The organism is Candidatus Palauibacter soopunensis (assembly GCF_947581735.1).
Classification (GTDB): Bacteria; Gemmatimonadota; Gemmatimonadetes; order Palauibacterales; family Palauibacteraceae; genus Palauibacter; species Palauibacter soopunensis.
In genome coordinates, this window is sequence record NZ_CANPVT010000045.1 from 37,939 (window position 1) to 51,663 (window position 13,725).

General features: G+C 69.8%; 16 protein-coding genes. 5 read left to right on the top strand and 11 right to left on the bottom strand.

The window, feature by feature from the left end; genetic code table 11:
* Window positions 1-80: 80 nt before the first annotated feature.
* The 7 genes from RN901_RS11870 to pruA are packed head-to-tail and all read right to left on the bottom strand — an operon-like array spanning window position 81 to window position 5,428.
* A complete protein-coding gene (locus RN901_RS11870; protein WP_310758498.1) occupies window positions 81-290 on the bottom strand; it encodes a hypothetical protein in 210 nt (69 codons plus the stop codon).
* A 3-nt stretch (window positions 291-293) separates the two neighbouring features.
* Entirely contained in the window at window positions 294-1,118 is an 825-nt protein-coding gene (locus RN901_RS11875; protein WP_310758499.1) for a Phenylacetic acid catabolic protein, read from the bottom strand.
* The gene (locus tag RN901_RS11880; protein WP_310758500.1) at window positions 1,115-1,363 is read right to left on the bottom strand and encodes a hypothetical protein; all 249 of its coding nucleotides are present in this window, start codon (window positions 1,361-1,363) and stop codon (window positions 1,115-1,117) included. The genes RN901_RS11875 and RN901_RS11880 overlap by 4 nt, the downstream gene beginning before the upstream one ends.
* On the bottom strand, window positions 1,360-1,821 hold the full coding sequence (locus tag RN901_RS11885) for a metal-sulfur cluster assembly factor (protein ID WP_310758501.1): 462 nt from the start codon (window positions 1,819-1,821) through the stop codon (window positions 1,360-1,362). The genes RN901_RS11880 and RN901_RS11885 overlap by 4 nt, the downstream gene beginning before the upstream one ends.
* Window positions 1,818-2,756 carry a Phenylacetic acid catabolic protein gene (locus RN901_RS11890; RefSeq protein WP_310758502.1) on the bottom strand — a complete coding sequence of 313 codons (939 nt, stop codon included), beginning with the start codon at window positions 2,754-2,756 and terminating at the stop codon, window positions 1,818-1,820. The genes RN901_RS11885 and RN901_RS11890 overlap by 4 nt, the downstream gene beginning before the upstream one ends.
* Before the next feature lie 60 nt (window positions 2,757-2,816).
* Window positions 2,817-3,776, bottom strand: a complete 960-nt coding sequence (locus RN901_RS11895; RefSeq protein WP_310758503.1) for an META domain-containing protein — start codon at window positions 3,774-3,776, stop codon at window positions 2,817-2,819.
* Complete coding sequence (gene pruA, locus RN901_RS11900; RefSeq protein WP_310758504.1) at window positions 3,773-5,428, bottom strand: L-glutamate gamma-semialdehyde dehydrogenase; 1,656 nt, start codon at window positions 5,426-5,428, stop codon at window positions 3,773-3,775. Before pruA ends, RN901_RS11895 begins: the two co-directional genes overlap by 4 nt.
* A gap of 157 nt (window positions 5,429-5,585) precedes the next feature.
* Here pruA and RN901_RS11905 point away from each other — a divergent pair, with 157 nt between their 5' ends.
* The gene (locus RN901_RS11905) at window positions 5,586-7,034 is read left to right on the top strand and encodes an OmpA family protein (RefSeq protein WP_310758505.1); all 1,449 of its coding nucleotides are present in this window, start codon (window positions 5,586-5,588) and stop codon (window positions 7,032-7,034) included.
* Window positions 7,035-7,040: 6 nt separating this feature from the next.
* On the opposite strand, the gene RN901_RS11910 is transcribed toward RN901_RS11905, so the two are convergent.
* Together RN901_RS11910 and RN901_RS11915 are read right to left on the bottom strand one after the other, a co-directional pair.
* Window positions 7,041-7,259, bottom strand: a complete 219-nt coding sequence (locus tag RN901_RS11910) for a hypothetical protein (RefSeq protein ID WP_310758506.1) — start codon at window positions 7,257-7,259, stop codon at window positions 7,041-7,043.
* A 4-nt stretch (window positions 7,260-7,263) separates the two neighbouring features.
* Window positions 7,264-8,067, bottom strand: a complete 804-nt coding sequence (locus RN901_RS11915) for an SDR family oxidoreductase (protein WP_310758507.1) — start codon at window positions 8,065-8,067, stop codon at window positions 7,264-7,266.
* A 559-nt stretch (window positions 8,068-8,626) separates the two neighbouring features.
* On the opposite strand from RN901_RS11915, the gene RN901_RS11920 reads away from it, so the two are divergent.
* From RN901_RS11920 to RN901_RS11935, 4 genes are all read left to right on the top strand, one after another.
* Window positions 8,627-8,815 (top strand): hypothetical protein, encoded by a 189-nt coding sequence (locus RN901_RS11920; RefSeq protein ID WP_310758508.1) that lies wholly within the window; start codon window positions 8,627-8,629, stop codon window positions 8,813-8,815.
* A gap of 187 nt (window positions 8,816-9,002) precedes the next feature.
* Window positions 9,003-9,386 (top strand): hypothetical protein, encoded by a 384-nt coding sequence (locus tag RN901_RS11925; RefSeq protein ID WP_310758509.1) that lies wholly within the window; start codon window positions 9,003-9,005, stop codon window positions 9,384-9,386.
* 20 nt (window positions 9,387-9,406) lie between these two features.
* Window positions 9,407-9,718 carry a hypothetical protein gene (locus RN901_RS11930; protein WP_310758510.1) on the top strand — a complete coding sequence of 104 codons (312 nt, stop codon included), beginning with the start codon at window positions 9,407-9,409 and terminating at the stop codon, window positions 9,716-9,718.
* Window positions 9,719-9,768: 50 nt separating this feature from the next.
* On the top strand, window positions 9,769-11,055 hold the full coding sequence (locus RN901_RS11935) for a glycosyltransferase 87 family protein (RefSeq protein WP_310758511.1): 1,287 nt from the start codon (window positions 9,769-9,771) through the stop codon (window positions 11,053-11,055).
* Here the strand turns inward: RN901_RS11935 and RN901_RS11940 are convergent.
* The gene (locus tag RN901_RS11940; protein ID WP_310758512.1) at window positions 10,954-12,387 is read right to left on the bottom strand and encodes a glycosyltransferase; all 1,434 of its coding nucleotides are present in this window, start codon (window positions 12,385-12,387) and stop codon (window positions 10,954-10,956) included. The two genes, RN901_RS11935 and RN901_RS11940, sit on opposite strands and share 102 nt — an antisense overlap.
* On the bottom strand, window positions 12,384-13,718 hold the full coding sequence (locus tag RN901_RS11945; protein ID WP_310758513.1) for an amidohydrolase family protein: 1,335 nt from the start codon (window positions 13,716-13,718) through the stop codon (window positions 12,384-12,386). The genes RN901_RS11940 and RN901_RS11945 overlap by 4 nt, the downstream gene beginning before the upstream one ends.
* Window positions 13,719-13,725 lie beyond the last annotated feature (7 nt).

Sequence of the window (13,725 nt, forward strand, 5' to 3'; positions counted from 1 at the left end):
CGAACGCGGCCAGCGCGCTTGCGAACGGGGCGAGCGGCGGGGCTCGCCCGCAATAGCAGCCGGGCTCGAGCGCTACCAGTTCAGCGCCACCTCACGGCCTCGAACACGGTTCGGCAGGCGTTGCAGTAATACTGGGCCGTCGACGCCTGTCCCCCGAAGGTGGCGAACGGGTCGGAATCGTCCGAGTCGCAGAAGGGGCAGGGGATCGATGCGGGCATGCCGGAGGACTCGACGGGATCGTCGAGCGTCGGCCTCCCCGCCGGCATGTCGGGCTTCGCGTCGCGCGCCACGGTTCAGTCCAGGAGAAGCGCGCGGTTGCGGTCGCCTCGGACCCGCGCGAGAGAGTCCTCATCGGGCCCGCCGCCCGCCGCGCGTCGACGCTTGGCGCGGTAGCCCTCCCAGACCGGTTCGCGCGTGCTGGCCCAACCGTCCTCGGCCGCCCGGGCAAGGCCCGTCTCCGCGGCGAGCGGCCCCACCCGCTCGAGCCAGCGCGCCCGCGCCCCGCCCCCATCCCGCCCCACGATCCCGTGGACGGCGAGCGTCGAAACGAGCGGGTCGTCGTCGGGCCCGAACCAGCACAGACACGCGTTCCAGGCCGCTCCGAAGGCTTCGGCCAGCGCCGCCCGCCCGCCCCCGGCGCTCAGCAGGCGGGAGGTCCACCCCTGTCCGTGGTCGAAATGGAACCGCTCTTCCTCGAGCAGCTTGCGCACCTTGTAGTGGATCGGCTCGTACCGGCTCTCCACGAGCATCTCGAACTGGACCGAAAGCGCGGTGTCCCACAGGAAGTTGAGGGCGAGGAACTCCTCCCACGACGCGACGTCGCGGTCCAGCAGTTCCGAACTGTGGTACTCGTCGGGCCCGCGTTCGTGCTCGAGCGCGACGGGATCGTGGCCGAAGTCGCGCAGCATCGCATAGAGGATGCGGGCGTGCCCCCACTCATCCTGCGCCATCGCGGAGCAGGCGATGCCGGCCTCGACCGAGGGCGCCCCGAGAATCCAGTCCGAGTAGCGGATGCCGAGCAGCCGCTTGTTGTCGGCGAGGGCGAGAATGAGGTTGCCGAGGTGTCCCGGCACGCCCTCCGGCAGGTCCTCCGCCGAACGGAAGCCGCTCTCCGTCATCGCGAATCCGCCGCCGCGCGCCCGGCCGAGCCGCCGAGCGTGAACGGAGCCTGGGGCCGATTCACCGCCGCGAACGCATCGCGCGGCGCGACGGTCATCTCGAACCACTTGGCCTCGTCGTACGTCTGCCACGCGTAGACGCGCGCCAGTTGCTCGTTGGGGGCGGACACCGCGCCGACGTGCTCGAAGCGGTCCGCTCGCTTCTTGCGGGCGAACACCTCGTACACCCGTCCGTTCCCGCTCACGTGACGACTCCGACGGAGCGCAGGAGCTTCCGTCCGCGCGCGGAGATCGCGGCCGTGGTCCACGGAGGATCCCACCCGGTCACGATCTCGACCGTGCGGACTCCGTCCAGCTCCAGCAGGCGCTGCCGCACGTCCCATTCGATGAAGTCCATGCAGGGGCAGGCCGTGGCGGTGAAGGTGAGGTGGACGGTGACGGCCCCGGCCGCCTCGTCCCCCTCGATCCCGCGGACGAGTCCGAGGTCGACGATCGAAATCGGGAACTCGGGATCCGCGACTTCATAGAGCGCCCGCCGCGCCCTTTCCGCGAGGTCCGCGGCGGGTTCGGCGAAGGCGGGAGGGGGTGGCAGTTGCCGTCCGCCCCGCGTCTCCCGTAGAACGGCGCCGAAGTCCATGCCCGCCTCGACCCGCGGGAGGTACCGCGGGAGCGCCACGCCGCGAGCCGGGCTGTCGGCGCTCATGCCGCGAGCAGACGCTCGACCGCGAATCGGCTTCTCCGCAGCGAATCGACGTACTGCTCGTTCATCGGGCCCCGCGCCTTCCAGCGTTCGAACACCTGCTTCCAGGTGATCGTCTCATTGAAGAGCCAGCGTCGCGCCTCCGGGTCGTACTGGCAGGGAAGCTCGTAGGTCAGCTCCACTTCATCCGTGTCGGGGTCGTACTGCGCCGGAAGGTCGTACCCCAGCTCCTCGCATAGCGGCACAACGGCCTTGAGCCATGTTCGGCGGAGCTGGTCGTTCGTCATCCCCTTGAGGCGGAAGTCGAGCTGGGCGTTGTGATGCTTCCGGTCGTCCGGCATGCCGAACCACTCCACCCCCATCGGGAACATCCAGTCGAGCGTCCGTTGCACCGCTTCCTTCGCGGCGCCCCCCGCCTCGGCGAAGCGGCGGATCCAGACCTCCCCGTGCCGCAGGTGGAAGTTCTCCTCCATGCTCACCTTGACGAGGCCGCGCTTGAGCGGCCCGTAGCTCGTGTTGCGGTGTACGTCGCCCAGCAGCGTGATCCCGGCCCGGTCGTAGAGCGCGTTCGCCGAAACCAGCTCAGCCCAGTTCATCAGCGGCTGGTCGAAGCCGTAGGGGTGTTTGAAGTGGGCGGGTTCGCGCTCGTAGAGCAGCCAGTGGCGGTCGACGCCGAGATCCTCGAGCAGGCGGTAGGCGATGTTCGCGTGCCCCAGTTCGTCCTGAATGATCGCCGTGGCCGAGACCATCGTGTTCGTGGACGGCGCATCCCGGGCGGCCATGAAGTAGGCCGGCGCGCTGATCAGTTCCGTGTCGCCCTGGACGGTGAGCTGCGTGATCAGTGCCCGCTTGTAGGTCTCCGTCATGTCCTCTTCGGACTCGACGATGAACCCTTCCTGCACCTTCCGCTGCAGTTCCTCGTCTGTGAAACGTCCCATACCGTGGCGCCTCTCCCGCCCGCACCGGGGGGTCTTCCACCCCGGGGGCGAACCGTGAATCTACATCATGCCGGGCGTGTGCGAGACCAGCCGCCGTCCGGCACGGAAACGAATCGTGCCCCCTGTGAGCGCGAGCGTCATCCGGTCGCCGTCGACCTGGAACGCCCTCACGGAACGAAGCGCCTCGAGAAAGCGCCGCTCGAAGTCCGCCTGCCGGTCCCCGCAGAGCCTTCGCATGGCCGTAACGCCGTAGAATCGCAGGGCCTCCGCCTCGTGCATCCGGAAGCTCCCGAAGATCCGATTGCAGCCCGCGAATCCCGCCATCTCCCCGGTGACCTGCGGGGCGCCGCGCGGCTCCGCCTGGAATCTGAGCGTCACGGGTTCGCGCAGCCCGCGAAGGTTCGCGCTCCAGTCCCCGCTGTCGAACGACTCGAGCTCCCACTCGTGCGTGTGCAGCGCGGGCGCCGCCGGCGGCATCCCGTTGCCGGCCTCGGCGCCGTCCGCCTGTGCGTCCTCGCCGTCGGCGACATCGATGAGCGAGACGGAGGTCAGTCCCCGATTCGTGAGCGCGAAATACGGGGTCCGGTCGACCGATGGACGGACCGTGACCGGGTCGCCCGGCCTCCGCACGCGGACGTTCACCCGGACCATGCCGTCGAGAATCTCCGCCCGGTGGACTTCGATCCGGTCTCCAATGAGGCGCGCGGACACGTCCCGTATCTCATCGCCGTCCCTCAGAACGGCATGCAGGGTCAGAAACCGTTCCCGCCCGCGATCCGCCGCGAGCACCGCGATGGCGTCGATGTCCGAATCGAAATCGAGATCGCCGTCGGCCGTGAGGAGAAGCTCGTGTCGCACGTTGTCCTGACTGGTCGTCGCTCCGGCCGTGAGCGTGATCTCGCCACCGTCCAGCGTGAGGAAGGTCGCGTTCTCCAACGCTTCCCGACTGATGGCTTCGGGCCCGTCGTCGCACCCGACGACTCCGAGCGCCGCGACGAGCAGCCAAACGCCCCTCTTCACTCCGCCTCCATGAAGGGATACCGGTAGTCGGTGGGGGGATCGAAGGTCTCCTTGATCGTCCGGGGGGAGACCCAGCGCACGAGGTTCAGCACGGATCCGGCCTTGTCGTTCGTCCCGCTCGCGCGGCCGCCGCCGAAGGGCTGCTGGCCGACCACGGCGCCGGACGGCTTGTCGTTGATGTAGTAGTTCCCCGCCGCATTCCGAAGCGCCGCGCCCGCGCTTCGAACGGCGTCCGGGTCGCGCGCGAACACCGCGCCCGTGAGGGCGTACGGCGACGTCCCGTCGACCAGGGCAAGCGTGGATTCCCAGTCCGACGCGCGGTACGAGTGCAGGGTGACGACCGGCCCGAAGATCTCCTCGCACATCAGCTTGTGCCCGGGATCGTCCGCTTCGACCACGGTGGGTTCGATGAAGTAGCCCCGGCTGTCATCGCAGCCGCCGCCGGCGAGGATGCGCGCATCGCCGGATTCGCGGGCGTAGTCGATGTACGACTTGATGCGGTCGAACGCCGTCCGGTCGATCACGGCGCCGAGGAAGTTCCGGAAGTCCGCCGGGTCGCCCATGCGCAGTTCCCCGGTCATCGCGACGACCCGGTCCCGCACGTCCTCCCACATCGTGTCGGGCACGTACACGCGGGACGTCGCCGAGCACTTCTGTCCCTGGTACTCGAACCCGCCCTGCACGATCGCGACCGCGAGCGCCTGCGGGTCCGCGCTCTCGTGCGCGAGGATGAAGTCCTTCCCTCCCGTCTCGCCGACGAGTCTCGGATAGGCGCGGTAGTTCTCCACGTTCTGCGCGACGGACTTCCAGAGATGCTGGAACGTGCCGGTCGAACCGGTGAAGTGGATGCCGCCGAGTTCCGGGCTCGACAGCAGGACATCGCTGATCTCCGAAGCGACGCCCGGGATGAAGTTGATCACGCCCGGGGGGAGTCCCGCCGCTTCGAGGAGCCTCATCACGTAGTAGGACCCGAGCACGCCGGTGGTCGAGGGCTTCCAGACCGCGACGTTGCCCATGAGCGCGGGGGACGTCGTCAGGTTGGCCCCGATGGCCGTGAAGTTGAACGGGCTGATGGCGTAGACGAACCCCTCCAGCGGACGGTGGTCCATGCGGTTCCGTACGCCCGGGCCGGAGATCGGCTGCTCCGCGTGCACGCGCCCCGCGAAGAACGAGTTGAAGCGCCAGAAATCGACGATCTCGCACGCGGCGTCGATCTCGGCCTGGAACGCCGTCTTGCTCTGCCCGAGCATGGTCGCCGCGTTGAGCTTCATCCTCCAGGGACCGGCGAGCAGTTCGGCGGCGCGGAGGAGAATCTCGGCGCGGTCCTCCCAGGCCCGGCTCGACCACTCCTCCCAGGCCACGCGCGAGGCGTCGATGGCGGCCTGCGCGTCGGCGGCCCCGGCGATGTGGCAGCGCGCCAGCGTGTGGCCGTGGTCGTGCGGCATCGTCACGTCGAACGTCCGGGATGTCCGCACCTCGCGTCCGCCGATGATCAGCGGGATTTCGACGACCTCGCCGCGCTGGCGGAGCAATTCTTCCTTCAGGGCGGCCCGTTCGGGACTGCCCGGGGCATAGTCGTTGACAGGTTCGTTGACGGGAGTCGGAATCCTGGAATCGGCGCCCTGCTGAACCTCGTCGACAAGTGGTTTCATGAAGGGATCCCCCTGGTGAATATGTTTCGCGAAGGGAGGCGCAATCTGGTAGCCGGGGAGTGAGATTGAAAGGTGCTGGGTGCGCTTCGTATCGTGCAGTGGATTCGCGCCGGATTCGTTTGGTCGCCGACGAGGAAAGAGCACGGAAAAAATGGGCATGCGGAGGTTCGGAGGACTCGTCACGGTCGTACTGGTCGCGTCGTGCCTCCTGTGTCCCGGTTCGGCCGTCGCCCAGGAAGCCGCCGACTTGCTGGAGGCCCTCGAAGCTCGCCTCGGCCAAGCGCGCGAGAACGCGATCCACCTCCTCGCGCCGTCTTCGTTCGAGGAGGCCGCGGACCGGTTGGAGGACGCGTCGCGTCGTCTGAGGGACGGCCGACAGGACGCGCGGTTCGAGGAGCTGCTGGGCGAAGCCGGCCGCTGGCTCGCCGCGGCGCAGGGGATCGCGGCCGCGGGCCGGCCGCACTTCCGGGAGGCGCTCGCGGCCCGGGACGAAGCCCGCGCCTCCGAAGCCGAGACCCGGGCGGTCGAAGGGTGGGCGAGAGCCGAGTCAGAACTCGAGGCGGCCGGCCGCCGCCTGGAACGCGAGGATATGGAAGACGTCGCCGTGCGAACGGCCCGCGCGACCGTGCTCTACCGGCGGGCGACCCGGGCCGCGCGGCGCGACGAGTTTCTGGGAGCGGCGGTCCAGGCGCGCGCCGCCGCGATGAACGCGGGCGCGAGCGCGTTGGCCCCGGGCGCGTTCGACGCGGGCGAGGCGCACCTGGCGCGCGCGGAAGCGGCGATCGAGATCCTCGCTCCGGTGGAGGGGCCGGCGCGGTCCGGAGAAGCCGCGTTGGCCGCATTCTCCCGCGCGCACCGCATCGCCGCCCTGTTCGACAGCGTGCGCCGGCGCCATGTGTCGGTGGAACGACTGGTCGACGCGCATGAGGCGGACCTCGCGCGCCTCGCGGAAGCCGCGGATGTGGAGCCCATCCGGAGCGACGCCGGCGAAACGGCCGCGCGCATCGCGGGGGCCATCTCGCGCCTGCGGGCGGACAACGAGCGGCTGGGCGCCGAGTTGGCGGACGAACGCGCGCGGACGTCGGAACTCGGCAGCCGGCTGGCCTCGCTCGAAGAACGTCTGGCCGACTTCGAACGGCGGTTCACGGGAGCTCGGGACGAGTTGCTCGCGGTCCGCGAGCGGGAGGCGCGGCTGCGCGAGGTCCAGGGCCTCTTCACGCCTTCGGAAGGGGAAGTCCTGCTCGTCGGAGACCGGCTCGTCCTCCGGCTGTTCGGCCTCACCTTCGAGCCCGCGCGGGCCGAGATCGACGAGGCGCTGTACCCTCTGCTCACGAAGGTTCAGCGCGTCATCACGACCTTTCCGGGTGCCAGTCTGCGGATCGAAGGGCACACCGACTCACAGGGCGGGACGCGCGGGAACCAGGCGCTGAGTCAGCAGCGGGCCATCGCCGTGCGCGAGCACCTGCTCGCCCGGGTGCCCATTCCGTCCTCGCGGGTGGAGGCGACCGGCCTCGGCGAGGAACGCCCGATCGCGAGTAACGAGACGGAGGAAGGACGCGCGCGGAACCGCCGGATCGAGATCGTCCTCACGCTGCCCGGGAACTGACGCGCCTCAGTCGCGGGAGCGCTCCGCCTGTACCGCGGCGATCACACCCCACACCGCCGCTCCCACCGCGAGGCCCGTCCCGATCCAGCGGCCGACCTCCGCCCAGCGTCCGGGCCGTCCCGTCCGCCAGGGCCGGGTGATCTCGCGCTGCCAGTACTCCACTTCGCCGGAGATCAGCTCCCGGGCCACCTCCGCGGCCGGGCCGGCCAGTCGCCTCGGGTCCACGTCCTCAATCCCCCGGCGGCTTTGAGCCGACGAAGTCCTCGCCTCCGTCCACGCGGATCGTGTTCCCCGTCATCCACCCCGTTTCCGGCATGGCGAGCGCGACCATGCAGCGCGCCACGTCTTCCGGGGTTCCCAGTCGCCCGTGTGGGTTCTGGGCCGCGGCTTCGGCGATCATGTGCTCCGCGCCGGGGATCTTTCGAAGCGCGGGCGTATCCGTCACGCCGGCGCGGATCGAGTTGACCGTAATGCCCTTCCCGGCGAGCTCGAGCGCGAGTTGGCGGCAGTGCGATTCGAGCGCGGCCTTGGCCGCGGAAACGGCCCCGTAGGAAGGGATCACGCGGTCGCCGCCGGACGAGGTCATGGCGAAGATCCGGCCGCCTTCGCCCATCAGGTCGCGCTCGAGCAGCCCCTGGGTCCAGTAGACGAGCGTATGGGCCATGACGTCCAGCGTCATGTTCATCTGCTCCGGACTCATCCCGGGAGCGTCGTCGGGCACGAAGGGCAGCAGTGTTCCGAAGGCCAGGGAGTGCATCAGCACGCGAACGGAACCCGGGCCCGCGCTCTCCGCGATTTCGTCCAGGATCCTGTCGCGCTTCTTCGCGGACGCCGCGTTCGCGTTGAAGAACATGGCGCGCCGTCCGCGCGATTCGATCAGGTCCCGAATCTCTCCGACATGGGCGAGCCCCGCTCGCCGGTCCAGGTGTACCCCGTAGATGTCGTAGCCGGCTTCGGCGAACCCCAGCGCGGCCGCTCCGCCAAAGCCGCTCGAGGCTCCGAGAATCAACGCGCCAGGCGCGGAATCCGTCACTCGCGTCCCTCCGTTTCCGTCCGTCACAAGGCCATCCCCGCGCCTCCGTCACCCCGCGGGAGTCGGTGCGCACAGCATAGCCGTCCACCCCCCGGGTCGCACGGTCGAGGACCCTCCGACGGCCCGCGGCGACGCCCAACGGCGAAGCATCCGGCGAGCCGGCCGTGCATCGGCGGCAATCCATATTTTTCGAAAAAAATCATGCGCGCGCCCGTTCTCCCGAATCGCCATCGCAGCCCGTTCATCGCCGCATATCACGGGCATGTACGCTGTGCGGGAGCGGCCTGGACGCGAAGCGGATTAGCGGCACAATCCACACACGATCTGAAGTTTTGGACGATCATTCAACAGTCACGTAACGCGCTACTGTGCAGCATGTTACGATCTCATTTCACAATCCCCCATTCCTGGGGGGGACGGGTCGTCTGCTTGCAGGAGCGGGAACGTCGATCCTATCCTCAAAGCGCGATGGGAAATGCACGGCGCCCGATTGCAGCGGACCTCCGCGGTCCGTTCCGATACAGAGAGCGAAACCCTCGAATTTCTTGCGAGTGTATCCTTGACTATGATGGCATCATCCGACTGTAGCCTCGTCAACGTCGTCGTGGATCTCCCCAAGGAGCTTGCTGCGGATGTGGAGGCCGTGCGGCAGCGGGATCCGGAGTTCCTCGAACGAGCCATTCAGTACGTCCTGGCCCGCCGCGTCATCTTCGAAGAACTCAAGACCCACGCTTCGAGACACCGCTGAGAAGGATGGCCGGTGCGCCCGCCCGGGCGCGGCTCCGGCCGCCAGGTGAGGTCCCCGCCGCAGTTCCGGCAGCCCGTGGCACGGGCTGTCAGGCGTTGACGCCCGTCCCGCCCGGGGCTAAATCGCGCAGGGAGTTGGTGAGTGGGGAGGTGAGGGGTTGGCCAGCGATTGCGAGCCGAGTATAGCCGTGTCCTCCGATACGGAGCGTCCATCGCCCGGTCGGGATGCCGAGAGGGGATCGGAGTCCGACGAAGGCGTCCTGCGGGCCAAATACGCCGACTACTGCTCGGCTCAACTCACCGAAGTATTCCTCTCCCTGTCTGAAGAGCGCATCTACGAAATCGTGGAAGAAGAAGCCCGGGCGCAGGCCTTCGGCCAGGAGCGCCTCGGGTTTCAGACGATGGTCCGACTCGCGACCAAGCGACTGCGGGAGAGCGTGCCGCTGCCCGATTTCGAGACGTGGCGCCGAGATTACGAAGCTGCCCCCGAAGAGTACGAGGAGTACCTGATGGGCCTGTGGCGGCAGCGTTCGGAGGAAGGTTCGGAGGAGGAGACCCCGGAGACCGATTGAATCGGTGGAATCGAGGGGGGATGGCTGGAGATCAGCACGACGCACCGGACAGCGCCGAAGAAGGACGCCCCCAACTGCGGATGTGGGACGAAACGGGCCAGGAGACGGCCATCGGAAGCCTCGATGACGGGGAACGCCGGTGGAAGATCCTGGTCATCGCCGAACCGGTCGCCGACGACCTCGTGCGGGGCTGGCTCTCCTTTCGGCTCGACGACGAGAAGTACGACACGGCGCCGGTGATCATGGAGGAAACGGTGGCGCGCGTCGTCGAGCGGGCCGTCGAACTCCCCGAGCCCATGTTGCGACAGCTCTTCGGTTCGGCTCGGCGGTGACGTCGGCGGGTCCACCCGCTGACGCAGGCGCAGGCCGGCTCTGGCTTCTCGTGGCCGTCGAGGCGGCGGCGCTCTGGGGAATGACCTGGGGTGGATCCGGCACGCCGTGGCCGGCGATTCCGCTGTGGATCGTCGCGTTCGCGGCCTATCTCGGGGCGGTCCGCTACGCCGCCGCGCCGCGCCGGGCGGGTTCGATCCGCCGACAGGCATGGACCGCCGGGATCGCTCTCCGGGCGGGGGTCTTTCTCGCGGCGCCCGCCCTTTCCGAAGACATCTACCGCTACATGTGGGACGGCTGGGTTCAGTCCAACGGAGTGAATCCCTACGCGCATCCCCCCTCCGCGTCCGCGCTCGAAGAGCTGCGCACCGCATGGTGGCCGCTCATCAATCACGCGGACGTATCCACGATCTATCCGCCGGGGGCCCAGATCGTGTTCGCGCTCCTGGCCTCGGTCGGCCCCGCGTGGTGGATCTTCAAGCTGGCGTGGCTGGCGGCGGATCTGCTGGTGGCGCGACTCATCGACCGGCTTTCTTCCGGCCGGAGCGTCCTCCCGCTTCTGCTCTACCTCTGGTCTCCGCTCGTCGTCATCGAAGTCGCCTGGAGCGGGCACCTGGACCCGCTCGGGGTCGCGCCCATGCTGGGCGCCGTGGCGCTCGCGGGCAGCGCGGCCCTTCCGGCGTGGCGCTCCGGTGCCCTCCTGGGGCTCGGCGCCGCGCTGAAGTTCGCCCCTCTCGCCGCGCTCCCGGCCCTCTTCCGGCTGCGCGGCGCCGGGGCGCTCGCCGCCGCCGTCCTCGTGCCCGTCCTTCTCTACGTGCCCTACATGGGCGCGGGACCGGCCCTCTTCGACGGCCTGCGGACCTACGCGGACCTCTGGGCGTTCAACGGCGGCCTCTACCGGGTACTCGAACGGCTGCCGGGGCATCCCGATCTCGCGAAATGGATCGGTGCGTCGATCGTCGGCGCCATCGCGCTGGGCGCTGCCCTCCGACGCTGGCCGCTGGAGCGCGTTCTCCTGTGGACGATCGGATCCGCCCTCGTCCTCTCTCCGACCCTCCACCCATGGTATCTGCTATGGGTGCTCCCCTTCGCCTGTCTCTCGGCGAATCGGGGCTGGCTCCTGTTCAGCGGAACCGTGTTCCTCGCATACGCCGGGCGGGACGCCTACCTCGCCACCGGCGCGTGGCCGGAACCTGTCTGGCTGGTGTGGCTGATCCACGGGCCGCCGCTGGCCCTTCTAGCCTGGGACGGCTGGCGCGGGCGCGGTTCTCAGGGACTCGCGCGTGGTGAGCGCGTAGCCCGCGGCGAAGAGGGCCGTGAAGGGCAGGACGGCGGGTGATCCGACGAGCGCCGTGTTCACGACGGCGCCGGCGAGCGCGGCGGCGAGCGACAGGCGCAGGAGCGCCGGGCCGCCCGAGAGCCGTACTCGATACGCCACGACGGGGTGGAAGCCGCGTTTCGGCGTGCGGACGAAGGGGGTTCGGGTCCCGCGGCAGCCCCGCGCGACGGCGAAGGTGAGGGGGACGCCGAGTCCCAGCCCGAGGAGCAGGGCTTCGACGATGCGGCGACCGAGCCGCCGCCGCCCGCGGATCCACCCGGCGGACCCGTAGAAGAGCACGAACGGGACCGTGGCGAGGAGCACGGCGGCCACATGTACGGCGGTCGGAAGACCGAAGCCGGTCGCCGTCGCCCACCCGGCCCCCGCCAGCGCCGCCGCCATCGTCAGCGTCAGCGGATGGACGACGTGTCCGACGAGATGGGCCGTCGCCTCGAACTTGATCGCCGCCGGCACGGGGGCGCGCCAGATCCGCGGCAGCAGCTTCTTCGCGCTCTGGATTCCGCCCTGCGTCCACCGGCTCTGCTGGATCTCAACCGCGCGCAGATTCGCCGGCAGCTCGGCGGGAACCCGGACGTCGTCCCGGTACACGAATCGCCAGCCCGCGAGTTGGGCGCGGTAGCTGAGGTCGACATCCTCGGTCAGGGTGTCGCTCTGCCAGCCTCCGGCCGCCTGTACGCACGCTCTGCGCCACATGCCGCCGGAGCCGTTGAAGTTGAAGAAAAGGCCGGCCCGGTATCGCGCCTCGTGCTCGATGGCGAAATGCGCGTCGAGGAAGAGCGCCTGTGCCCGCGTCAGCCAGGTCGCGTCGGGCGCGAGGTGGTCCCAGGCCGCCTGCACCGCCCCCACGCCGGGGTCGGCGAAGGGGGGGAGCAACTCCCGGATCAACTCCGGGGGCGGGACGAAATCCGCGTCCAGCACGAGCAGGAAATCACCGCGGGCGAGGGAGACGCCGTGGGCGAGCGCGCCGGCCTTGAATCCTTCGCGGGATCCCCGCCGCACGTGCCGGACGTCGATCCCGCGGGCCCGCCACTCGCGCACCCGCCGCGCCGCGATCGCCACCGTCTCGTCGTCCGAGTCGTCGAGCAACTGGATCTCGAGGCGGTCCGCCGGATAGCGGAGGCGGCAGGCCGCGTCGATGAGCCGTTCGACCACATTGGCTTCGTTGAAGACCGGCAGTTGCACCGTGACGACCGGGAGCGGGCCGTCCCACGCGCGCGATTCCACCTTCGCGGGCCGGCGCAGCCGCAGCCAGAGCAGGCGCAGGCGATGCGCCCCGAACGGGGCGAGTAGCGCGAGTAGCGCGAGATAGGCCAGTGGTGCGACCTCGCTCATGGCCGCGTCCCGACCTCCTCCGTCCCGATCGCATCCGCCCCGATCGCATCCGCCCCGATCACATCCGCGCGGAAGTCGAGCCGGTCGAGCGCGATCACGCCGTCGCTCATCACGAACAGCACATCCTGATACTGGCCGATGTCGTCGAGCGGGTTGCGGTCGAGGACGAGAAGATCCGCCTCGAACCCCGCCGCGACCCGTCCCGTCCGGTCCGCGATGCCGAGCAACTCCGCCGCAACGGTGGTCGCGGCCCGGATCGCATCGAGTTCGCTCATCCCGATTCCCACGAATTCCATCAGTTCGTGGCTCATGCGGAGGACGCTCCCGGACCCGTAGCCGGTGTCCGTGGCCGCGACGAGCGGCACCCCGAGCGCGTGGGCCGCCGCCGCCGTTTCCCGGACGCGGGGGAGCATGTGTCGTCCGCGCACCTGGAGCACCGGATCGTCGTAGTCGCCGCCGGGGACCGTGAGGTCCGACACGACCGCGATCGTCGGCACGAGGTAGGTGCCCCGTTCCCGCATGAGGCGGAGCGTTTCATCACCGAGGTACGTCCCGTGCTCGATGCTTCGGACGCCCGCCGCGACGGCGGCCCGGCCGCCGCGGTCTCCGTGCGCGTGCGCGGCCACCGGAACGCCGCCGCGCGACGCCTCCGCCACCAGCGCCGCCAGTTCCGACTCCGTGAAGAACGGCTTGCGGGGGTCGGTCTCCGGCAGGCCCGCGCGCTCGGTCGCGTTGACCTTGATGAAATCCACGCCGCGATCGAGCATCGCGCGCGCCACCCGCCCCAGCGCCTCGGGGCCCCGCACATCGCGTCCGAGGAGATCGCTGAGCCCCGGCTCATCGAGGAAGAGTCCCTCCGCCGGGCGGGGCCGCACATGGTAGCCCGCGGCGAGGATCTCCGGACCCGCGAGGCTCCCGCGCCGGGACAGTTCCCGCAGACCGACATCGGCGAAGAAGCCCGCCCCCATGCTGCGCGCCGTCGTGACTCCGGAGAGCAGCGCCCGGCGGGCCGCCTCGAGCGTCCCGATGTGGACGTGGGCGTCGATCAGCCCGGGAACGAGAAAGCGGCCGCCGAGGTCGATCGTGCGCGCCGCGGCGGGGATCTCTCCCTCCGCCACGACGGAAACGATGACTCCGTCCCGAACCACGACCGTCGCGTTCGCGAGGACGCCGGAGGTCGCCGGGTCGATCACCGCGGCGCCGGTGAAGGCGATCGCCTCGCTCTGGCCCGCCACCTGCGCCGGTGCGGCCAGGCAGGCCACCAGGACGCCCACGCAGCGGGCGAGTCGGAAGCGTCGGGACGCGGTCGCGGCTGAAATGCTGACAGACATTCGGAAC